17 protein-coding genes and 1 tRNA gene are annotated in these 21973 nt (G+C 47.6%); 9 read left to right on the top strand and 9 right to left on the bottom strand.

Annotated elements, in window-relative coordinates:
• Positions 1–13: 13 nt before the first annotated feature.
• Positions 14–1171 (top strand): glycosyltransferase family 9 protein, encoded by a 1158-nt coding sequence (locus AOC19_RS02065; protein WP_215377177.1) that lies wholly within the window; start codon positions 14–16, stop codon positions 1169–1171.
• Positions 1172–1200: 29 nt separating this feature from the next.
• Here AOC19_RS02065 and dnaE read toward each other — a convergent pair whose 3' ends face one another.
• On the bottom strand, positions 1201–4827 hold the full coding sequence (dnaE, locus tag AOC19_RS02060) for a DNA polymerase III subunit alpha (protein ID WP_215377175.1): 3627 nt from the start codon (positions 4825–4827) through the stop codon (positions 1201–1203).
• 15 nt (positions 4828–4842) lie between these two features.
• On the opposite strand from dnaE, the gene gluQRS reads away from it, so the two are divergent.
• Positions 4843–5796, top strand: a complete 954-nt coding sequence (gene gluQRS / locus AOC19_RS02055; RefSeq protein ID WP_251368061.1) for a tRNA glutamyl-Q(34) synthetase GluQRS — start codon at positions 4843–4845, stop codon at positions 5794–5796.
• Here the strand turns inward: gluQRS and AOC19_RS02050 are convergent.
• From AOC19_RS02050 to AOC19_RS02040, 3 genes are all read right to left on the bottom strand, one after another.
• The gene (locus tag AOC19_RS02050) at positions 5783–7201 is read right to left on the bottom strand and encodes a DEAD/DEAH box helicase (protein ID WP_215377174.1); all 1419 of its coding nucleotides are present in this window, start codon (positions 7199–7201) and stop codon (positions 5783–5785) included. The two genes, gluQRS and AOC19_RS02050, sit on opposite strands and share 14 nt — an antisense overlap.
• Before the next feature lie 6 nt (positions 7202–7207).
• Positions 7208–7615 (bottom strand): GlcG/HbpS family heme-binding protein, encoded by a 408-nt coding sequence (locus tag AOC19_RS02045; protein WP_215377172.1) that lies wholly within the window; start codon positions 7613–7615, stop codon positions 7208–7210.
• 126 nt (positions 7616–7741) lie between these two features.
• Positions 7742–8926: a pyridoxal-phosphate-dependent aminotransferase family protein gene (locus tag AOC19_RS02040; protein ID WP_215377170.1), complete on the bottom strand. Its 1185-nt coding sequence runs from the start codon at positions 8924–8926 to the stop codon at positions 7742–7744.
• A gap of 179 nt (positions 8927–9105) precedes the next feature.
• Between AOC19_RS02040 and AOC19_RS02035 the strand changes: the two genes are divergently transcribed.
• Together AOC19_RS02035 and AOC19_RS02030 are read left to right on the top strand one after the other, a co-directional pair.
• Positions 9106–9789: a GntR family transcriptional regulator gene (locus AOC19_RS02035; RefSeq protein WP_215377168.1), complete on the top strand. Its 684-nt coding sequence runs from the start codon at positions 9106–9108 to the stop codon at positions 9787–9789.
• Positions 9786–12875 carry an FAD-binding and (Fe-S)-binding domain-containing protein gene (locus AOC19_RS02030; protein WP_215377166.1) on the top strand — a complete coding sequence of 1030 codons (3090 nt, stop codon included), beginning with the start codon at positions 9786–9788 and terminating at the stop codon, positions 12873–12875. The genes AOC19_RS02035 and AOC19_RS02030 overlap by 4 nt, the downstream gene beginning before the upstream one ends.
• 17 nt (positions 12876–12892) lie before the next feature.
• Here AOC19_RS02030 and AOC19_RS02025 read toward each other — a convergent pair whose 3' ends face one another.
• The 3 genes from AOC19_RS02025 to queG are packed head-to-tail and all read right to left on the bottom strand — an operon-like array spanning position 12893 to position 15158.
• Positions 12893–13234, bottom strand: a complete 342-nt coding sequence (locus AOC19_RS02025; protein ID WP_215377164.1) for an AzlD domain-containing protein — start codon at positions 13232–13234, stop codon at positions 12893–12895.
• Complete coding sequence (locus tag AOC19_RS02020) at positions 13234–14019, bottom strand: AzlC family ABC transporter permease (protein WP_215377162.1); 786 nt, start codon at positions 14017–14019, stop codon at positions 13234–13236. Before AOC19_RS02020 ends, AOC19_RS02025 begins: the two co-directional genes overlap by 1 nt.
• A gap of 44 nt (positions 14020–14063) precedes the next feature.
• Complete coding sequence (gene queG / locus AOC19_RS02015; protein ID WP_215377160.1) at positions 14064–15158, bottom strand: tRNA epoxyqueuosine(34) reductase QueG; 1095 nt, start codon at positions 15156–15158, stop codon at positions 14064–14066.
• Between the two features lie 43 nt (positions 15159–15201).
• On the opposite strand from queG, the gene tsaE reads away from it, so the two are divergent.
• The 4 genes from tsaE (at position 15202) to AOC19_RS01995 (ending at position 17813) form a co-directional block, all read left to right on the top strand.
• Positions 15202–15732, top strand: a complete 531-nt coding sequence (gene tsaE, locus AOC19_RS02010; RefSeq protein ID WP_215377159.1) for a tRNA (adenosine(37)-N6)-threonylcarbamoyltransferase complex ATPase subunit type 1 TsaE — start codon at positions 15202–15204, stop codon at positions 15730–15732.
• A gap of 2 nt (positions 15733–15734) precedes the next feature.
• A complete protein-coding gene (locus AOC19_RS02005) occupies positions 15735–17072 on the top strand; it encodes an N-acetylmuramoyl-L-alanine amidase (protein ID WP_215377157.1) in 1338 nt (445 codons plus the stop codon).
• An 86-nt stretch (positions 17073–17158) separates the two neighbouring features.
• Positions 17159–17234: transfer RNA gene (locus AOC19_RS02000), tRNA-Lys, on the top strand.
• Between the two features lie 81 nt (positions 17235–17315).
• On the top strand, positions 17316–17813 hold the full coding sequence (locus tag AOC19_RS01995; RefSeq protein WP_215377155.1) for a hypothetical protein: 498 nt from the start codon (positions 17316–17318) through the stop codon (positions 17811–17813).
• 80 nt (positions 17814–17893) lie between these two features.
• On the opposite strand, the gene AOC19_RS01990 is transcribed toward AOC19_RS01995, so the two are convergent.
• Positions 17894–18424 carry a hypothetical protein gene (locus AOC19_RS01990; protein WP_215377153.1) on the bottom strand — a complete coding sequence of 177 codons (531 nt, stop codon included), beginning with the start codon at positions 18422–18424 and terminating at the stop codon, positions 17894–17896.
• Between the two features lie 490 nt (positions 18425–18914).
• Here AOC19_RS01990 and katG point away from each other — a divergent pair, with 490 nt between their 5' ends.
• Complete coding sequence (katG, locus tag AOC19_RS01985) at positions 18915–21065, top strand: catalase/peroxidase HPI (protein ID WP_215377151.1); 2151 nt, start codon at positions 18915–18917, stop codon at positions 21063–21065.
• Positions 21066–21167: 102 nt separating this feature from the next.
• On the opposite strand, the gene AOC19_RS01980 is transcribed toward katG, so the two are convergent.
• On the bottom strand, positions 21168–21776 hold the full coding sequence (locus AOC19_RS01980; protein ID WP_215377149.1) for a glutathione S-transferase: 609 nt from the start codon (positions 21774–21776) through the stop codon (positions 21168–21170).
• Positions 21777–21973 lie beyond the last annotated feature (197 nt).

The following is a 21973-nucleotide window of genomic DNA, read 5'->3' as shown; positions in this document are numbered from 1 at the left end:
TTAAATTAGCCCCATGACTGCATTTTCAGCACTAAAGCCAAAAAAAGTTTTATTTATTGCGACTCGCCAAATTGGAGATGTCCTTGTCACAACGCCCCTCATTTCAGAAGCGCGTCAACTATGGCCAGATGCTGAATTTCACTTTTTAGGCTACCGCGGTAAGCTCGAGATGCTCAAAGGCAATCCCGATATCGCCAAAACAATCGAAACTTCAGATCGCCCAAAACTTAAGGAATATCTTTCTTTATTCTTCAAGCTCTTTCAACGTTACGACTTAGCAGTAGTCACACAACCTAGTGATCGAGCCTATTTCTATGGCTTAGCTGCAGCCCAACACCGGGTTGGTGTATTGGGTGGTCACCCTCAAGGCCTGACAGAGCAAGATAAAGCTAAGAAAAGTAAGAGTGATAAACAAAATGCCTGGAAAAAGGCTATTAGCTTACATACGGTTGATGTAGATTATTTTGCACAGCATGTCATTACTGAAAAGCTTCGCCTACTCGAAATCTTTTATAAAAATCCACTGGAGTTATTTCAGAAACCAGTCTCGGTAACAGCCCCTACTGGTGATCCAGTCACCCCAAGCATTGCTGGCGAACTTCACTCGCCGTATATCGTCGTACATCCCGGCCCCTTGACTGCATACAAGCGCTGGCCACTTGCCTATTGGCAAGCCTTGGTGACGTGGATTGTGGGACAAGGTTGGCAGGTTGTGCTGAGTGCATCACCCGCTAAGCAAGATCTTCAACTCAGTAAAGATATTCTTTCATTACTTGATGAGGAAACCCGTAAGCATGTTGTTGATACCGCAGGCTTGCTCACTATTCCACAAGCAGGAACACTGATTCGTGGTGCGATTGCATATGTCGGGGTGGATACCTCCATTACGCACTTAGCAGCCGCATGTAATACACCCACCATTGCTTTGTTTGGTCCAACACCACCCACCAACTTTGGGCCGTGGCCTAATGGTTTCATTGGTGAACAACCCTATCAACTCAGAGCCCGCTCACAGACGGTTGGTAATGTCACGATTTTGCAAGGGCCGGGTGAATGCGTCCCCTGCCGCAAAGCGGGTTGCGAAGACCGCGCAAGCAGCAATAGCGAATGCTTGGATCACTTAGAGCCAAATCAAGTAATTGCAGCGCTTCAAGCCGCCACAAATAAATAAAGCACTCTGGGTAGTTTTTTGCCGCTGATTTAGTGGTACTGAACCTGAACGGTATTAGACTGTTTAGCTGCTAATATTTGATTCAAGCTATGCAAGCAGGCATCATCTGGATAAATGCGCAGCTCTTCTGGGAACTGCATCAAGCACGCTCCGCCACTAGTAGTAACTGCAGCGGTAAGCATTAAACCTTTCAAACCTTCGCTAGCACTTGGCATAGAGGCTGCGGCAGGACCCAACTTGGGATCTCGCACCCGGTTACTCATCAGGTAAGGCCCAATTTGACTTCGGAGGGATTTGAGATCAATCGCTGAATCGATCGACAGATGGATATTACGTGCAAAACGCATCCGCGCACCAGTGATATCCATCACCGCTTCAGATACGATCCGCACTCCACCAGAAAACTTATCAGGCGTAACGTTCACTTTCGCCACCAGTAACTCATCTTCTTTGAGCCAAGAGCGATTCGGCTCATAGACCTCACTATAGAGCGTCACCTCAATAGCAGCAGTTCCATCATCAATCGTCGCTATCATCATGCGACCACGCTGACCAGTTAACATGCGGGCAGAAGTAATAATCCCAGCAATCAACTGATCCTTGCCTTCTGTCACTTTAGCCAATGGTTGACGAATGAAATGCGCCGTCTCATCGCGGTAGGCATCGAACATATGGCCAGTAAGACAAAGGCCTAACGCACTTTTTTCATCTTGCAGGCGCTTCTTCTCGGACCAAACTGGTTCGCGCACCAGTTCAGGCAAGTGACGATCCTCCTCCCCTGCGACCTCAAACAAGCTTACTTGATTAACGGAGGCTTCCGCTTGTTCAGCAGCCTCAATCGCACGAGCAAGTGATGCCAATAAAGTGGAGCGAATATCGTAAGGATTACCGCCAGCTGGAATGGAGTCCTTGTACAAGCTATCAAAGGCACCAGCGCGCATCAATGCTTCAATCGCTCGACGGTTCACCTGCCGACGATCAACGCGTGCGCAGAAATCAAATAAATCCTTAAATGGGCCACCCGCCTCACGGGCTTTCACAATCACTTCAATAGCTGCTTCACCCGTACCCCTTACTGCACCCAATCCATAACGAATATGGCTAATTGGGGAATCGGGAGCAGCATCTGGAGCACGCAATGGTGTGAATACATAAACGCCAGTATTAATGTCTGGTGAGAACACGCGAATGTTATTGGCTAAACAATCGTCGTACAGAATCTTCACCTTATCGGTGTCATCCATTGCGAGCGATAAGTTGGCTGCCATAAATTCGGCTGGGTAATAAGCTTTTAGCCAAGCAGTTTGATAGGCCAAGAGCGCATAGGCAGCAGCATGGGATTTATTAAATCCATAGCCCGCAAAACGCTCCATCAAGTCATAAATCTCGTTGGCTTTGCCTTCGGTAATACCACCAGCTTTTGCACCATCACTAAAGATCTTGCGATGTTGCGCCATCTCTTCAGGCTTCTTCTTACCCATCGCACGACGCAACATGTCGGCACCACCAAGTGAGTAGCCGCCAATCATCTGCGCCATCTGCATCACCTGCTCTTGGTAAACCATGATGCCGTAGGTTTCTTGCAGAACGGGCTCAATACGGGGATCTGGATACTCTACTTTTTGACGCCCATGCTTACGTTCAATAAAGTCCGGAATCAAATCCATTGGGCCTGGGCGATAGAGTGCAACTAGCGCAATAATATCTTCGAAGCGGTCGGGCTTAGCTTCACGCAGCATGCCTTGCATGCCACGACTTTCTAGCTGGAAGACGGCAACTGTATTGGCGTTCTTTAAGACTTCAAAAGCTTTTTCATCATCTAGTGAAATCTCACCGATATTCCAATCTTTACGATCCGCATGCAGCGTCTTAATCCACTTCTCAGCAGCCGCCAAGATAGTAAGCGTCGTCAAACCCAAGAAGTCGAACTTCACTAGGCCGATCGCCTCCACGTCATCTTTATCAAACTGACTAATGACGGAGCCACTCTCTTGATCTTTAGAATCTTTAGCCTCTTGTGTATAGAGCGGACAAAAATCCGTCAATCGGCCAGGGGCAATCAACACACCACCCGCATGCATACCCACGTTTCGGGTCATGCCTTCTAACTGCTGCGCGAGAGATAAGAGTTGGCGCACTTCATCTTCATTCTTTTCACGCTCGCCTAATTGCTTCTCTTCCTTCTTGGCCATTTCGATGGTCATATACTGACCAGGCTTATTCGGGATTAACTTGGCAATGCCATCGACGAAGTTATAACCTTGTTCAAGCACACGACCTACGTCGCGAATCGCTGCTCTAGCAGCCATGGTTCCAAAGGTGGCAATTTGACTGACTGCATCTTTGCCGTATTTATCTTTTACGTACTGAATAACGCGGTCGCGCCCATGCTGACAGAAGTCAATATCGAAGTCGGGCATCGATACCCGCTCAGGATTTAAAAAGCGCTCAAAAAGTAAGTTGTAGCGCAGCGGGTCAAGATCGGTAATACCGAGCGAGTAAGCAACCAAGGAGCCAGCACCCGATCCACGACCTGGACCTACTGGTACGCCATTATTTTTTGCCCAGTTAATAAAGTCCGCAACAATCAGGAAGTAGCCCGGGAAACCCATTTGAGCAATGGTCTTCACCTCAAAGACAAGGCGCTCGTGATAACGAGCCTCTTCCTTGGCACGCTCTTCTGGATCAGGGAAATTCCGCGCCATATGGCGCTTCAAACCTATCTCCGATTGCTGCAACAAATAATCGTCGAGCGTAATACCGGGAGGCGTTGGGAAGTCCGGCAAGCGGGGCTGGCCCAGTGTTAAAGAGAGATTGCAACGCTTGGCAATCTCCACTGAGTTTGCAAGAGCAACCGGCAAATCCGCAAAGCGTTTTTCCATCTCTTCTTGAGATAAGAAATATTGTTCTTCATTAAATCTCTTAGTGCGACGAGGATTGCCTAAGAGCTCACCCTCTGCGATACAGACCCGTGCTTCATGTGCCGTGAAATCACTGCGCTGCATAAACTGCACTGGATGCGTAGCAACAATCGGTAGATCCAATTCACTGGCAAGGTGACAGGCAAGCTGAAGTTGCTTTTCATCTTGGGGGTGGCCACCACGTTGCACTTCAATGTAAAACGCGTTGGGAAATAATTTTGCCCAATGCTTGGCAGCGTCTTTAGCTTGATCTTCTTGGCCAGCCAAGAGTGCGGCACCAACATCACCCCAGCGTCCGCCAGACAGGGCAATTAATCCATAAGCCAGCGTTCTTTTTGCCGCTTTATCTTCCGCCTTAGAGGCGGGCTCACTGAACCATTTGAGATCCACCTCGGCTCGACCGCGCGATTGATTCTCTAGGGAGGCCTTGCTTAGTAACTGGCACAGATTAAGATAACCAGAGTGGTTTTGAACCAAGAGTAATAATCGATGTGGCTGATCTGGATCCTGGGGGTTGCTAACCCAAACGTCAGCTCCGGCAATTGGCTTAATTCCGCTTGAGCGTGCAGCGCTATAAAAACGGACTAGGCCAAATAAATTACTTAAATCGGTGAGAGCCAAGGCTCCCATGCCATCTTTTTCTGCTGCGGCTACCGCATCATCAATGCGAACGACACCATCCGTAATTGAAAACTCGGAATGGACGCGCAGATGAACAAAACGGGGTGAAGCCATGAGATCATTTTAGCTGTGCCGAATCTAAAAAACCCTTCATCCCCAGCCGACGGCTATCGCGGGCGATTTGCCCCCTCGCCTACCGGCCCGCTGCATGCGGGATCCTTAGTTGCCGCCCTAGGAAGCTGGTTGGATGCCCGTAAAAATCATGGGAAATGGCTACTCAGAATCGAGGATCTAGACGCCCCCCGCTGCATTCCGGGAGCTGACCAAGAAATCATGCGCCAGTTGCTTGCCTGCGGCCTTAACTGGGACGAGGAACCCACATGGCAATCCAAGCACCAAGACCGCTATAAACAGGCTCTAGAGCGCTTAAATGGGCTCCAGACCATCTATCCCTGCACTTGCTCCCGCCAAAGTATTGCAAACGTCCTAGAAGCTCGCGGCGTAGTCACCCCTCGCAATCAAGAAATGGTCTACCCAGGAAGCTGCCGCCCCCAACCAATCCCCCAATACGAGGATGGAAATCTCTTCTCTAATGAGGGAGCTTGGAGACTTGCCCTTCCATCCAAGCTCACCCTGCAATTTGAAGATCAAGTCCAAGGCAAGCAAAGTCAAAATCTCAATCAAGAAGTAGGTGATTTTGTATTGCGTCGTCGGGATGGTGTGTTCACCTATCAGCTTGCGGTAGTTGTGGATGATGCTGCACAAGAAATTACTGACATTGTCCGTGGCGCAGATTTATTGAACAACACGGCAAGACAAATACATCTGCAGAAGGTGTTGGGATATACAAGCCCAAGCTACCTGCATCTACCCCTTGTATTGGATGAACATGGCGAGAAACTCAGTAAGCAAACTTTAGCGAGCGCTATTCATACTGATACTGCACAGCAAGCTTTACAAGAATTACGTAAAGCTGCGGAGCATTTAGGACTGAGCGATCTTCCGGACGGAAAAGAGACTTCGATTGCTGAGTGGCTATTAGCAGCCACTCAGGCTTGGGGCAGGAAAATTACTTCTTCTTAAAACCGCCGAGTAAAGCGCCAACGGCTGGCCTTGAAGGCGTGATACCAACTTTTTTCTCCTCGGGATTTACAGTCTCTGAAGATGGCTTAGTTACAGCGCTAGGCTCATAAGGCTTATAGAAAAATGGGTCCGACATTTTGGCTGGCGCATCTGATCTGGAAGAACTTCTACTAGGCGCTGAGCTCGGACTGCCTTCAGGCAAGGGCTGAATGTCTAACTTCCGCTTCATCAACTTTTCAATATCGTCGAGCAAACGTTTTTCACTGGCATCAACTAATGCAATCGCATCGCCCTTACTACCTGCGCGACCCGTACGACCAATGCGGTGAATGAAGTCTTCGGCATTAAACGGCAGCTCGTGATTAATAACGCAAGGCATCGACGGAATGTCTAAACCACGTGCAGCTACGTCGGTAGCAACCAAGGCTTCAATCGCACCAGACTTAAATGCATCCAGAGTAAGAGTACGCTCACCCTGACTCTTATCGCCATGAATCGCGCCTGCTTTAATGCCATCACGCTCTAATGAACGCGCTAATCGAGCACAACCCAAACGGCTGTTGGTGAAGATGATGCACTGGCGAGACAAGCCTTGACGTGTACGCGCCTCAAGCACTTTCACAATCGCGCGCTGCTTATCAGCGCTGGACACCATATGTACCACTTGCTTCACAGTATCTGCTGCAGCATTTTGGCGCGCCACCTCAACAGTGACTGGTGCGCGTAAATAACTTTGCGCTAATTTTTTAATCTCAGGTGAGAACGTTGCTGAGAACAAGAGTGTTTGTCGCTGCGCAGGAATCAGATCAATAATGCGCTGCAAGTCAGGCAAGAAGCCCATATCGAGCATGCGATCCGCCTCATCCAACACGAGGATTTCCACTTGTGAGAGATTGGCAACCTTTGAGCCAATGTGATCGAGCAAGCGCCCTGGGGTAGCAATCAAAATCTCCACACCGCCACGCAATGTGGCAACTTGCTCTTTCATATCCACGCCACCGTAAACCACGGCAGCACGTAAATCAGTATGTTTGGAATAGCTCGCAGCATTCTCGGCAACCTGAACAGCCAACTCACGGGTTGGCGTTAGCACCAAAGCACGGATTGGATGACGAGCAGGCGAAGCACTGCTGCTCGCATGGCGCAAAATCTTTTGAATAATTGGCAGCACAAAAGCAGCCGTCTTACCGGTGCCCGTTTGGGCTGCGCCCATCAAATCGCTTCCCGCCAATACGTGCGGAATAGATTGCGCTTGAATCGGAGTTGGGGTGTTGTAGCCCTGCTCAGATACCGCTTTTTGAATCTTTGGATCTAAGCCAAAGTCAGCAAAGGTAATTGTTGCTGGGGTGGCGCTACTCTCAGTAGCGCCGGTAGGGGAATTTATTTCAGGAACAGTATTTGTCAAGGTAACTTACAGAATGGCTGCAATGCCGGCCTTCGCGGTTTCGGCATCCTCAGTCGATTTAACGCCGGAAACGCCGACTGCGCCGATGGTAAACCCATTTACCTCGATATTGACGCCACCTTCTAACATGCCTGAAATATGTGGGGCAGATAAAAAGGAAATACGTCCGTTATTAATAATCTCTTCATAGACACGGCTCTCACGTTTACCCATTGCAGCAGTACGCGCTTTTTCTTCTGCAATGTATGCAGAGACAGGCGCACAACCATCACGACGAGTTAAACCCAATAAGTGGCCGCCATCATCACAAACAGCAATCGTTACTGCCCAGTTATTTTTAGCTGCATGCTGATCAGCAGCATTCAAAATCTTTTGAACATCAGCCTGAGTTAAATACGGTTTAGTTGCCAACATGTGAAATCTTTCTGTCTCGAATATGTTTTATTTGATGAAAGTACTATCTATATAAGTACTTGAATTATAAGGGGTGCAAGCCAGTTGATCCACCGGCTGACACCCCATTTACGCCCAACTTACTGATTATTTTAGAAATTCTTGCGCAGCAACAACACCGCTTGCCTTGGGCTTGAAGCCCATAGCGCCCAAACTCATCTCTACTCCACTGAGTGCAGCCATCAAGCTGAGCTCATTGCAATCACCTAAATGACCGATGCGGAAGGCCTTACCTTTGATTTTTCCAAGGCCTGTACCGAGAGATAAATTGAACTTCTCCAAAGCATGCTTACGCAGAACATCGGCATTCATGCCTTCTGGGGTAGCAATACAAGTGAGTACTGGCGAGTAGCAATCCGTATCTTGGCACTGGATCTCCAAGCCCCACGCATTTACCGCTTCACGGCAAGCTGCTGCTAAACGTTGGTGACGAGCAAAGATGGTGTCCAAACCTTCAGCCATCATCATGTCGATTGCTTCATGCAAGCCGTACATTAAATTCGTGCTCGGAGTCGTTGGCCAGTAACCTGTTTTATTAGACTCTAGGATTTCATCCCAGGCCCAATAAGACTTTGGCATTTTGTTGGTTTTACTTACCTCAATTGCTCTAGCTGACAAAGCATTAAAGCCAATACCTGGAGGCAGCATCAAGCCCTTTTGTGAACCAGACACAGTCACGTCAGCACCCCATTTGTCATGCTCATATTCCGCAGAACCCAAGCCAGAAACGGTGTCCACCAGCAGCAGTGCTGGATGCTTGAGAGAATCGATCGCCTTGCGAACTGCTGCAATGTTTGAAGTAACGCCGGTAGAAGTTTCGTTATGAACTACACACACTGCTTTGATTTCATGTCCAGTGTCTTTGCGCAAACGCTCTTCAATAACGGATGCGTCAACTCCCCAGCGCCAGGTATCTTGACCAGGCTTTGTGACGACTTCAACATCTAAACCCAAGCGCTGACCTAAGGCACGCCACAAGTTAGCAAACTGACCGGTTTCATAAAAGAGCACCTTGTCGCCAGGATTGAGGACGTTTACCAATGCGCCTTCCCAGGAACCTGTTCCAGAGGCGGAGTAAATAATGACTGGTTGCTCGGTCTTAAAAATCTTTTTGATACCTTCCAAAACCTTGAGGCCAAATTCTCCGAATTCAGGGCCGCGGTGATCAATGGTTTGGTAGCTGATAGCCCGCAAAATGCGTGATGGCACCGGGCTTGGGCCAGGAATATGTAAGAAATGACGTCCTGAAAGGTGGTTATCTAGTTTTAGCATGCTGAGTCTCGCTTGGTTTTTGTAGTTAATCTTGCAGGCCAGTGTAAGGCACTTTTTACCAATTTACAATTTTGTATGCAAAATATTTATCAAATAAGTAAAAAATAAGCCATTTATAGCGTTATTTATAGCTATTGATAGGTTATAGTAAATATGTATACAAAATTAAGGCATTTCAAATGATGCTCACTACCCCAGCAAATACGCAAAACTTGCATGAAGCTACCTTCTTAAAGCTCAGGGCTTTATTGGTAGAGGGCGCCATTACTCCGGGAAGCAAGCTCAATGAACGGGAGCTGGCGGAACAGCTCAATGTGTCACGCACCCCTATCCGTGAGGCGATTCGACGCTTAGCAGCTGATGGCTTAGTCGAGCTCATTGCCAACCGCGGAGCAATTGCAGTGCAACTCACTCGGGATGACATCTTGCACACCTTTGATGTGATTGCAAACTTAGAGGGTTACTCTGGGGAATTAGCAGCACAGAACATTAGCGATCAAACACTCGTTGAGCTTGAAGCCCTTCAATATGAAATGCTGGCCTCGTATGCTCGCAGAGATCTCTCGAGTTACTACCGACTCAATCTCAAGATTCACCAAGCCATTAATCAAGCGGCAAATAATCCCGTCTTAAGTCAGTTGTTTACCCAGGTCAATGCTCGGATTGAGGCACTGCGCTTTCGCTCGAACCAGGATGGTGTGAAATGGGAAAAAGCGGTTGGTGAACATCAAGAAATGCTAGATGCATTAAAGGCACGTGACAGCGTGCGCATGCGCAAAGTCATGATGCAGCACGTCATGAATAAGCGTGATGTTGTTATTCAATTAGTTGACTCAGAATCTAAACAGAAAGTTGCAGCATGAACAAGCCACTCGATTTACCACTTCCAGAATTCGTTGCCAATAAGGCAGAGTTAGCCAAGCGCCTCAGACAAGAAACCTCTGGCGAGGTTATGACCGACATGGCTAGTCGTGGGCGCTATGCAACAGATGCCTCAATTTATCAAGCAATGCCAGTTGCTGTCTTAGTTCCTAAAACAGCTGAGGACATTGCAACGGCTATTCAGATTGCAGCTGATCTTGGGGTTCCAGTACTGCCACGTGGAGGCGGTACCAGTCAGTGCGGGCAGACCACTGGCACAGCGCTCGTAATCGACAATACAAAATACTTTCGCAAGCTCTTGCATGCTGACCCAGAAAATGCAACGGCAGTGGTTGAACCTGGCATCGTTTTAGATCACCTCAATGCCGCACTTAAACCCCATGGCCTTTGGTACCCGGTAGACGTTTCGACCGGCGGTCAAGCCACGATTGGTGGCATGGCTGGCAATAACTCTTGTGGCAGCCGCTCCATTGCCTACGGCAATATGGTGCATAACGTTTTGGGTATTGATGCTTGGCTGGCCAATGGACAAGTAGCGAGCTTTGGAAATTACGCCAATAGCTCTGGCGCCGCAAAGCAACTTGGTGATTTTGTAAAAGGTCTCGCCAATACACTCCAACCAGAAATTGAAGCGCATTTCCCTAAAGTATTAAGACGTGTAGCGGGATACAACTTGGATGTCTTTCATCCACAAAGCGAGCGCCCATACACCCAAGACGGTAGCGTCAACTTAGCGCACCTACTAGTTGGTAGCGAAGGTACCTTGGCTTATTTCAAATCACTTGAACTGAAGTTAGCTCCCTTGCCACAACACAAAGTGCTTGGGGTGGTGAACTTTGCAAGCTTCTTCAAGGCAATGGATAGCGCGCAACATATTGTCAAGCTTGGGCCGACTGCCGTTGAGTTGGTTGATCGCACAATGATTGACTTAGCGCGCCACAATCCGAGCTTTAAGAAAACCATTGAGACCGCCCTCATTGATGCTAGCGGCCCCACACCTGAAGCAATCCTATTGGTGGAGTTCTCCGGCGAAGCGCACGCGCCCTTGCTAGAGAAATTAAAGTCCTTACAGGATCTGATGGGTGACCTAGGTCTGCCAGGCTCGGTAGTAGCTATGCCTGATGCTGGTTTACAAAAGAATCTATGGGAAGTACGTAAGGCCGGCCTCAACATCATGATGAGTTTGAAGGGCGATGGCAAGCCAGTGAGCTTTATCGAAGACTGTGCAGTCCCGCTAGAAAGTCTTGCTGAATACACCCAAGCACTTACTGATGTATTTTCTAAATACGGTTCTCGTGGTACTTGGTATGCGCATGCTTCAGTAGGCACACTGCATGTACGCCCTATCCTGGACATGCGCCGTGATGGGGCACAGAAAATGCGTGCGGTTGCTGAAGAGGCATCTGCATTAGTGCGCAAGTACAAAGGTGCCTATAGCGGCGAACATGGTGATGGTATCTGTCGCGGGGAATGGATCTCCTGGCAATTTGGACCCAAGATTACTGAAGCCCTTGCAGAGATTAAACATGAATTTGATCCCAATGGATTATTTAATCCCGGCAAGATTGTTAATCCACCCAAGATGGATGATGCAAGCAACTTCCGCTTCCCACCAAGCTATAAAGTCATTCCGCTGCAACCTGCTTTAGATTGGTCTGCTTGGAACGTACAAAATAATCCCGTCACTGAAGAGACCAGTGCTCCCGGCACTGGCGGTGACCCTGCAATGGGATTAGCTAAAGCAGTCGAGATGTGTAACAACAACGGCCATTGTCGTAAGTTTGATGCGGAAGTAATGTGTCCAAGTTATCGCGTGACGCGTGATGAAAAGCACCTCACCCGCGGTCGCGCCAACACCTTACGTCTTGCACTGTCCAATCAACTGGATATCAAAGATGAAAGTTCACCTCTTGGTAGCGACGCTATTAAAGAAGTGATGGAGCTCTGTGTCAGCTGCAAGGCCTGCCGCCGTGAATGCCCTACTGGCGTTGATATGGCAAAGATGAAGATTGAGTTTTTGTCAGCTTATAAAAAGCGTGTTGGACATACGATGCGCGATCTGGCTGTCGCCTATCTACCCAAATATGCACCCATCATTAGCAGCATTCCTGGTTTGCCTACGCTACTCAATCTACGAAATCACATTACCCCGATTGCTAAATTGCAAGAATGGGTGATGGGTATTTCTGCACAAAGAAGCTTACCAATCTGGAAAGCAAAAACTTTTTGGAGTGAAAAGAGCAAACTCGTGCCATACCAATTTACGCCAGCAGAACTCAGTTCAGCAGGTGCAAATGGTAATAAGGGTGTAGTGCTCTTGGCTGATACCTTCAATGCCTACTTTGAAGATGAAAACTTGCAGGCGGCACTAGCTGTTCTGAAAGCCGCTGGCTATCGCGTGCACATTCCACAAAAGAACTTAGAGAAACAACAATCGCCAGCAGACTCCAGCAACACCTGCTCGAAAGAATTTTGTTGTGGTCGCACCTACTTAGCTGCTGGCATGGTGGATAAAGCCAAAGCCAGCTTGGATGAATTGGTAAATCACTTAGCTCCGTTTGCAGAAAAAGGAGTTCCGATTATTGGTCTCGAGCCATCCTGCCTTTTCACATTAAAGGATGAGGCTTTAGTCATGGGCTTTGGTGAGCGCGCTGTGACTGTAAGCAAGCATGTGCAACTCTTAGAGGAGTTCCTGGCTAGCGAAGCAAGGGATGGGAAGCTCCAGCTTCAACTCAAACCAGCCTCACGCCCAGTGCTATTCCATGGACATTGCCATCAAAAAGCATTTGCGGCTGTGACGCCAGCCATGGAACTGCTGAAGCTGATTCCCAACGCAGAGCCCAAGCTGATTGAATCCTCCTGTTGCGGCATGGCAGGTAGCTTTGGTTATGAAGCCGAGCACATTGAAGTATCAAAGCAAATGGCTGAAGCAAGCCTCTTGCCAGCAATTCGTAAGTCGCCAGATAGTTGGGTCGTTGCAGATGGGACAAGCTGTCGTCATCAGATTACTGATGGCACACAAAGAGACGCTGTACATATTGCCAAAATTTTGGCAGCTCATCTCTAAGCTATTGAATTATTTGTTTAGCGCATCACGCCGTATGCGAGCATCAACAGTGTTCCAGTCAATAAGGCTGGAACAAGGCGGCGTGTTGGCTTAGAAACCATCACGCCAATACTGAGAACGCAAATCAGAATCCGAATCCAGACGGGTACAGTTGCCAGGAGACCAATGGGCATCAAAACCATTCTGACAACCAAAGCTGCAACCATTGCATAAGTCACCGCTGCAAGCCAACGAAATATTTCGCTCTCTTGGTTGATTTTTTTAGCGAGCAGAACACCAATTGCGCGGCAAAAGTAGGTCCCGAATGTGGCGCCAGCTAAAGCAATCCATAAACCCCATCCTTGAAGAGCAGTATTCATTAGCCGATTACCCCCGCCTTCTTACGCAATACTTTTCGATCAAATAAGTAAGCAGCAGTGCCTGCTACTAAACCCGTAGTCAGCAAGCTTGTATCGCGATCCCAGATAAAGAAAAATGGGCCAAGAATAAATCCTAGGCCAATAGCAATACGATTAACCCAAGGCTCTACCTCAGTAAACGTGAGCAAAAAGAATAGAGGGTTGATAAATACCAAACCCAAAGTGATCGCTGGCGGCACCATGCCCGCTAAAAAGTAACCCAAAATAGTGCCCGGCACAGAGATCAACCAACATAGCAAGCCAAGACCCATGAAATAACTCGATCGATGCTTGGCCTCAATTGTCTGAAACTCGCGCATCGAGATTGCCCATGCAGTCATTGCCAAGAGATGAACCGAGGCATAAAGACTGCGATTGCGATCTTTTTCATGAAGCTGAGGAAAGAGTGTCACCGTCATAGTGATGAAGCGCGTGGACGTTAAGGTCACCGCCAAAGCAATCGCAATCACTGATGATCCAGTAATTGCCATCTCCAGCAAAACTACCTGACCAGGTAACGCAAACATGAAGAAACTAGTGGCTCCAGTAAACCAAGCATCCATGCCGTTGGTCTTACCCATCGCCCCGAATCCAACCATGCCGGCAAATAAGACCATCGCTGGCGCCCCTGCGGCATCCCGAATACCAGCCCAAAAAGCATCACGACGGTTTTTAAAGCGCTCCACTACCGAGCCCTTTAGAGCAATCTCACTAGGGTCTATATACGGTTGGTTGGCGGATGACATAGGATTATTGTAAGTGAGATGAAATCACGATTTGCCGAGTAGACTCACAAGTCAAGCGCCCACTCAATATGCTCAGCTACTAGGACATCAGCCTTAGGCAAGGCGCTGAACAAGCTCTCACGGATCGCGTCTTTATCTATCTCAGCCACACTACTATCAGCCAGAGCATTCCCCATTGCTACAGCCAAGTTTCTGCGCCAGCGGGAGTAGCCAATTCGGCGAATAGCACTACCCTCATGACGCTTCTCAAATTCATCCTCGGTCCAAGACCAAAGTTGCATGAGGCTTGCCCTACCAAGACCATGTCGCTCAGCAAAATCCGGTAAGGCCGTACGTTTCGCAAATTTATTCCAGGGGCATATCAATTGGCAATCATCGCATCCATAAACGCGATTACCCATCGCCCTCCGAAACTCCACCGGAATGGCATCTGGGTTTTCAATCGTCAAATAAGAAATACAACGTCTCGCATCTAATTGATATGGCGCTGTAATGGCTTGGGTAGGACATATCTCTATACAAGCTTGGCAAGTACCGCAATGCGATTCTTCCTCTTGATCAATCGGCAGTGGTACATCGACCAAAATTTCACCCAAGAAGAATGTCGACCCAGATTCACGATTCAATAACAGCGTGTGCTTACCTCGCCAACCTAAACCCGCCTTACGGGCCAGTTCCACTTCCATCAGTGGCGCTGAGTCGGTAAATACACGATAGCCAAATGATCCAATCTGTTTTTCAATCCTCTGCGCAAACTCTTGCAAACGATTGCGCATTACCTTGTGATAATCGCGCCCTCGCGCATACACGGAGACTGTTGCTTGAGTTGGCTCAGCCAAGCGCTGCCACTCATGGTCAAAATCAATCGCGGGCGATAGGTAGTTCATGGTGACGCAAATGACTCTGACAGTACCTGGAACAAGCATGCCGGGATCAGAGCGTAAATCGGCATGTCTAGCCATGTATTCCATCTGACCATGACGACCCTGCTCTAACCACTCATATAGCCTTTCTGTGGCTGATCCAAGATGGGTATCGGTAATACGCAAGCCATCAAAACCCAATTGGCGAGACTGCTCATCAAGCCATTCACGAAGATTGGGCTGGTCAACAGAGTTCGGCGTTTGGGAAGAAGTCATGAGTAATACAGAATGTAGCTGAATAATTGAATAAACTAGGCAAATGGCTCAGAATTCATTTACTCAACATTGTAGGCAAGAAGCAGATACGACCGCTTTGGCTCAAAAACTTGCCTCCAGTCTGAGCGGGCTATTTCAAGTCGATCCTTGCGCTCACCTCAACATTTCCCTGGAGGGTGATCTTGGGGCCGGTAAAACCACTTTTGCCCGCCATCTAATACAAGCCCTTGGATATGAAGGTCGAGTGAAGAGTCCAACCTACACCTTGTGTGAGCCCTATCCTATTCAAATAGAGACTAGCAAGCCAGGTACTACAGCAGGCATCACCGCTCATCACTTTGACCTCTACCGCATGAGAGATCCATTAGAGTGGCAAGAAGCTGGCTTTGCAGAGCATTTTGATGAGCCTGGATTCTGTTTAGTGGAATGGCCAGAGAAGGCGGAGGGCTCCCTTCCTGCTTTTGATATTGAAATTCACTTAGCAGCAGGCGAACAAGAGTCTGAAAGACAAATAGAACTCAAAGCAAACTCCGAAGGTGGGATTGCTGTCATAGAGAAACTACACCTCCAATAGAGATGAGTAAGCCTCCAATTAATTCGTCCAGAAGAAAACATCTCAAAACTTCAGCAAAGATGTTGGGCTTTATCCTCTTCTTTGGCGAGGCGGAGATTGCGTGGGGTGCCAAAATTTTGGGTGTGCGTATTTGGCCTGCGGAGGACTACACGCGTATCACGCTCGAATCCGATAAAGCATTACCCATTTCACAACAGCTACTGACCAACCCCGACCGCTTAGTAGTCGATGTTCAAGGTATGGAATTGAATTCCACCTTGAAAGACTTGGTGGCCAAGGTCAAGCCTAACGATCCTTACGTTTCACAAATTCGTGTTGGGCAATTTCAACCTGGCATGGTGCGCTTGGTATTTGATCTGAAAGAGCCGGTCAAGCCTCAACTATTCACCCTAGACCCCATTGCAGAATACCAATATCGCATGGTGCTCGACCTCTATCCAGCGACTCCGCCAGACCCACTAATGGAATTAGTGAAGAGTAGCGCTCGTAAAGAAAGCGCTCTAGAAAAAGCCAATGAAGAAATTGACTTGATTGCGCAGTTTGCAACCAAGAAAGAAAAAGAGGCTCCGAGGGCGCCAGTAGCTCAAGCGATTCCAGATGTTAAGCAGCCCGCTGCCCCAGCAAAACATAAGCGTCTCATTACCATTGCAATCGATGCAGGTCATGGCGGAGAAGATCCGGGTGCGATCGGCGCCATGGGTTCTAAAGAAAAGCATGTTGTTCTCTCGATTGCTAAACGCTTACGCGACAAGATTGAGAATGACCCCTATATGCGTCCGTTTCTGACGAGAGATGGTGACTACTTTGTACCACTTCATACTAGAGTACAAAAAGCGCGGCGCGTGGAAGCTGATTTATTTATCTCGATTCATGCAGATGCTTTTATCGAACCTAGAGCAAAAGGTGCTTCAGTCTTTGCCTTATCTCAAATGGGCGCCAGTAGTACAACAGCACGCTGGATGGCCAATAAAGAAAATGCTTCTGACCTGATTGGTGGTATCAATATCAAAACACAAGATAAGCAGCTTGCTAATTTATTGTTAGACATGTCGACCACCGCCCAGATTAAAGACTCACTTCAAGTGGGTACATCGATCCTGAAACAAATTAGTGGATTTGCACCCCTTCATAAACCCAAAGTTGAGCAAGCTAGCTTTGCCGTTCTCAAGGCTCCTGATATCCCATCCATCCTGGTAGAGACCGCCTTTATCAGCAATCCTCAGGAGGAAGCCCGCCTCAATGACGATGCCTACCAAGACCGGATTGCCGAAGCAATTTTGAGAGGAATTAAGGACTATTTCTCGAAAAATCCACCGGTTGCCAGACGGGCAAGCGCTTAGCACTCTTGTAACTACAGGGCGTAGAGGCAAAAGTCGGCAAAGCCAGGGAAGCCAAACCAAGTTCTTGCTATAATTTCTGTCTTACTGGGTCGGTAGCTCAGTCGGTAGAGCAGCGGACTTTTAATCCGTTGGTCGCGAGTTCGAATCTCGCCCGACCCACCAGTAATACCAAAAGCCACCTTCGGGTGGCTTTTTCTTTGTAATCCAGGTGCTTGGTTTACAAAAGCGAATTTGGAGTAATGTATGCCTAATGTGGCCTACTTTGGAGATGCAACAGTGCCGTTCAAAAAATTACTGAGCATTGCTTTTCTCACCCTCTTGGTGGGCTGTCAGAGCATGATGCCGCAAGAAGGCGCAGCCCCCGTTAATCCCGGTGGCGATGTCACTCTGATCTTTAATCGCACAAGCACAGTTTGGTTTGCAATTGTGAGAAGCGCTCAAGTTTATGTGGATGACCTTAAAGTCTGCGTTATCCCTAATGGGGGAAATTGCGTAGTCAATATTTCCTCTGGGAAGCATGTTCTTAAAATAGATAGCACCTTCTCCGGCTCTTTCGGCGTATTTTCTCAAACCTATCAATTTGACAGCGGCAAGACCTATCGATTTGTGATTGCGCCGAATAAGACTGAAATGGTTGCAAATACCATGCCCTTTGGTGTGGCGGAAGCTACATACTATGAGGCCAATAAAGGGAGCACCAACAGCAATAATGGTGACTTCACGATGAAACCAGCTGAGTAGCGAGTTCAGGTCTCGCGCGGCGCGCCAGCAATACAAAAGCCATCTTCGGGTGGCTTTTTCTCTTTAATGATTTTGGTACTTTAATTATTTGGTCCGATTTGGATTGAATCCCGCTCCTTCCACATGCGCCCAACATTTTCAAGGTCATCAATAGACAATACATTTGACGGCATATCAGGATTGTCATTATCTGAGTGGTGTGATCCTCCCAAATGATTCTCCATCATAAATTCCCGTCTTCTCGCCATGACTGCCTCTGGTGTATTTGCAGCATCCAGATCTTTTTTTAGATCTGGAGCATTAGCCGGTCTTCTGATGAAAATTTTGTAATTGCCATCACGCCCTCGACATAAGAGTGAGGCAGCTGATGAGGCCACGGCTCCGCTTGCCCAATGTGCCGTGAATGAAGGAGCCTCGTAACAGCCATCACCAGACTTTTGAAATGATTGGCCGATCTCCGAATCTAAGCTAATACGTACTGGCGAAATACCCAAATTCTGGTTTTTGCTGCTAATTAAAGCCCCTGCAGGTCTTGAGTGAACCGAAACTGCCGTCGCACATGCACTCAATATCGATACAACAAAAACCATAAGGGAGAAAATTTTTATCATTATTTTCTAAGCTGATTGAGGAATGTAAATACTACACCTCCACTCATATTGTCAGTGCATAAGTCCAATTGAAATTGGTTCATGGATCCTCTGCCATCTAGAGCTGGACTGATTCAGCTGAGGCGATTCCATTTAGATATTCATTTATTAGATCAACAAAATCGTATTAATTCATTAGACAGATCAATTACTAAGGAACAAGATAAGCCCATCGCAACAGACAACACGAAGGGAGTTAAAAATGAAAATCCAAAATCGCTTAGCTGGAATTGCAGAAGGCTTGTACTTCCTTAACCATCATTATGAAAGGGATTTGGCAGCCATTTTGAAGCCAGAACCTATCAAGACTGGCAAATCATGAGCATTCTCATCCTATTTATGGCGGGTGAATAGAAAACGTGCCCTACACACTGACCAAAGTTGTTTTTTCAGTTAACCTGTTTTGGTCAGGTTACTAAACCAAAAATGATTTACCTACAAGGAGATCTAAATGACATCACAAGGAATGTGCCCAGTTGCTCACGGCGCCAATACCGAATCTAGTAACACCCCTATGGCATGGTGGCCAAAATCACTCAATCTCGACATCCTTCATCAGCAAGATGCCAAGACAAACCCAATGGGTCCATCTTTTAACTACCGAGATGAATTGAAAAAACTCGATGTGGGCACTCTCAAGCAGGATATGAAAGACCTACTACTCAACAGTCAAGATTGGTGGCCAGCAGACTGGGGTCACTACGGCGGATTGATGATTCGTATGGCCTGGCATTCTGCTGGCAGCTATCGCATTGCCGATGGTCGCGGTGGAGCCGGTACGGGTAATCAGCGCTTTGCTCCATTAAATTCTTGGCCAGATAACACAAACCTAGATAAAGCCCGTCGCCTCTTGTGGCCTATCAAAAAGAAATATGGCAATAAAGTGAGTTGGGCGGATCTCATGATCTTGGCTGGCACGATTGCTTATGAATCCATGGGACTCAAAACATTTGGTTTCTCATTTGGCCGTGAAGATATTTGGCATCCAGAAAAAGATATCTATTGGGGCTCTGAAAAAGAATGGCTCCAAAAAAGTGGTGGCGAAGGAAGCCGCTACTCAGGTGAGCGAGATTTAGCCAACCCACTTGCTGCCGTCATGATGGGTTTAATTTATGTCAACCCAGAAGGCGTAGACGGCAATCCAGACCCCTTGAAAACCGCTCAAGACATTCGGGTGACTTTTGCCCGCATGGCTATGAATGATGAAGAGACTGTTGCGCTCACCGCGGGTGGACATACTGTTGGTAAAGCACATGGTAATGGCAATGCATCCAATCTTGGACCAGCGCCAGAGGGCGCCCCGATTGATGAGCAAGGACTGGGGTGGATGAACCACAAGACTCGTGGGATTGGCAGAGATACCGTCACCAGCGGAATTGAAGGCGCCTGGACCACAAATCCAACCCAGTGGGATAACGGCTATTTCCACTTACTGCTTAACTACGAATGGAAGCTCACTAAGAGCCCAGCAGGTGCTTGGCAGTATGAACCCATCAATATCCAAGAAGAAGATAAGCCAGTCGATGTTGAGGATGCCTCGATTCGTTGCATGCCGATGATGACGGATGCAGATATGGCAATGAAGATGGATCCAGAATATCGCAAGATTTCAGAGAAGTTCCACAAAGATCAGGCCTATTTCTCTGAAACGTTTGCTAGAGCTTGGTTTAAGTTAACCCACCGTGACATGGGACCTAAAGCAAGATACTTCGGTCCCGATGTTCCCAAGGAAGATTTAATCTGGCAAGACCCCGTCCCAGCAGGCTCAAAAGACTATGGCATTGAGGCTGTCAAAACCAAGATCAAAGCTAGTGGACTATCTATTAGTGACCTAGTGACCACCGCCTGGGATAGCGCCCGTACTTATCGCGGCTCGGATAAACGCGGTGGCGCCAATGGTGCACGCATTCGTTTAGCACCTCAAAAGGACTGGGCCGGAAATGAGCCTGAGCGTTTAGCAAGAGTGCTGTCGGTTTACGAAAAAATTGCCAAAGAATCCGGCGTCAGCATTGCTGACACCATCGTACTGGGCGGCAATATCGGTATTGAGCAGGCTGCCAAGGCTGGAGGGTTTGACATCAAAGTGCCATTTACTCCTGGCCGCGGAGATGCCACTCAAGAGATGACTGACATCGAATCATTTGAGGTGCTTGAGCCGCTTGCAGACGGCTATCGCAATTGGTTAAAAGAAAACTATGTTGTGATGCCAGAAGAAATGTTGCTAGATCGAACACAGTTGATGGGGCTCACGGCTCAAGAGATGACTGTACTGGTTGGCGGTATGCGTGTTCTTGGAACCAACTATGGTGGAACTAAGCATGGCGTTCTGACAGAAAGAGAGGGCATATTAAGCAACGACTTCTTCGTCAATCTTACTGACATGAACTACCAGTGGAAACCTACCGGTCGAAATAGCTACGACATTGTTGAGCGCAATACAGGCGATACCAAATGGACTGCTACTCGAGTTGACTTGGTGTTTGGCTCTAACTCTATCCTACGTGCCTACGCTGAAGTGTACGCACAGGATGACAACAAAGGAAAGTTTGTGAATGACTTTGTCGCCGCTTGGACTAAGGTCATGAATGCAGATTTATTTTAATAACAATGGGGTTTCGACGAAGTCAATATCGCCCTAAGCTCCAGCAATACCAAAGCCACCTTCGGGTGGCTTTTTCATTTCCTAGATTAACTTTGTAAGAAGTCATTCAGCCCAAGTGGGATGCTTATTCATGACTGAATGAAACAACTCCGACTCAAGATGGAGCTTGAGCCATTTCTTGAGCGCAGGAAATGGCAACGCTTCAAATTGCTGAGGATTCACCGCAGCAAACTGTCTAATAAACGGAAAGATAGCGACATCTACCCAGGACAGTCTATTACCCAGTAAATACGGAGAAGATTGGAGCGCATTTTCCATGGGATCAAACATCAGATCGATCGCACTATTCAGCACATCCTCAGGATTAAGATCAGGGAATCGATTTGGGTACTTATATTGATCTAACAACATTTTAAATGGACCGTCATTTTTCTCAATCCACCTCTGAGCATCTTGTTCATCAACTCCGCTCCAACTACTGGGGTCAGATTTACCTAAGGCCCAATGCATGATGTCGAGACTTTGATCCAAAACGAGTTCATCAACACATAAGACTGGAACCGTCCCCTTGGGCGATACTAGCAACATGGATTGCGGCTTATTTCTAAAGTCAATTTCCCTTTGCTCAACATCAATCCCAGCGTACTTTAATGCCATGCGAGCCCGCATTGCATAGGGGCATCTCCGATAAGAGTACAAAATTGGCTTCATATAACCAGTTTATAACGGGCGCTTTTAATTTCCATCAAGAAGGGCTTCAAGCGAATTGCAGCATTGGAAGCCTGCGTTTGTGGCTTTGATCGGGCAGATATCTATTATCTAATAAATAGATCATTAATATCTAAATTATTCATTATGCAAATAAATAATTAGTCTCTAGAATGGCTTCTGTTGTGAATCAACTATTT

Source organism: Polynucleobacter asymbioticus (assembly GCF_018687575.1).
Taxonomy (GTDB): Bacteria; Pseudomonadota; Gammaproteobacteria; order Burkholderiales; family Burkholderiaceae; genus Polynucleobacter; species Polynucleobacter asymbioticus_C.
Note: the sequence above shows the minus strand (reverse complement) of the source record. Positions and strands in the feature narration are given on the sequence as shown.

Coding starts and splice junctions, on each gene's coding strand:
- katG (WP_215377151.1), top strand. CDS start 18,915: ATGACATCACAAGGAATGTGCCCAGTTGCTCACGGCGCCAATACCGAA.
- AOC19_RS02030 (WP_215377166.1), top strand. CDS start 9,786: ATGAACAAGCCACTCGATTTACCACTTCCAGAATTCGTTGCCAATAAG.
- AOC19_RS02025 (WP_215377164.1), bottom strand. CDS start 13,234: ATGAATACTGCTCTTCAAGGATGGGGTTTATGGATTGCTTTAGCTGGC.
- AOC19_RS02005 (WP_215377157.1), top strand. CDS start 15,735: ATGAGTAAGCCTCCAATTAATTCGTCCAGAAGAAAACATCTCAAAACT.
- AOC19_RS01990 (WP_215377153.1), bottom strand. CDS start 18,424: ATGATAAAAATTTTCTCCCTTATGGTTTTTGTTGTATCGATATTGAGT.
- AOC19_RS01995 (WP_215377155.1), top strand. CDS start 17,316: ATGCCTAATGTGGCCTACTTTGGAGATGCAACAGTGCCGTTCAAAAAA.
- AOC19_RS02035 (WP_215377168.1), top strand. CDS start 9,106: ATGATGCTCACTACCCCAGCAAATACGCAAAACTTGCATGAAGCTACC.
- AOC19_RS01980 (WP_215377149.1), bottom strand. CDS start 21,776: ATGAAGCCAATTTTGTACTCTTATCGGAGATGCCCCTATGCAATGCGG.
- queG (WP_215377160.1), bottom strand. CDS start 15,158: ATGACTTCTTCCCAAACGCCGAACTCTGTTGACCAGCCCAATCTTCGT.
- AOC19_RS02045 (WP_215377172.1), bottom strand. CDS start 7,615: ATGTTGGCAACTAAACCGTATTTAACTCAGGCTGATGTTCAAAAGATT.
- dnaE (WP_215377175.1), bottom strand. CDS start 4,827: ATGGCTTCACCCCGTTTTGTTCATCTGCGCGTCCATTCCGAGTTTTCA.
- AOC19_RS02040 (WP_215377170.1), bottom strand. CDS start 8,926: ATGCTAAAACTAGATAACCACCTTTCAGGACGTCATTTCTTACATATT.
- tsaE (WP_215377159.1), top strand. CDS start 15,202: ATGGCTCAGAATTCATTTACTCAACATTGTAGGCAAGAAGCAGATACG.
- AOC19_RS02020 (WP_215377162.1), bottom strand. CDS start 14,019: ATGTCATCCGCCAACCAACCGTATATAGACCCTAGTGAGATTGCTCTA.
- AOC19_RS02065 (WP_215377177.1), top strand. CDS start 14: ATGACTGCATTTTCAGCACTAAAGCCAAAAAAAGTTTTATTTATTGCG.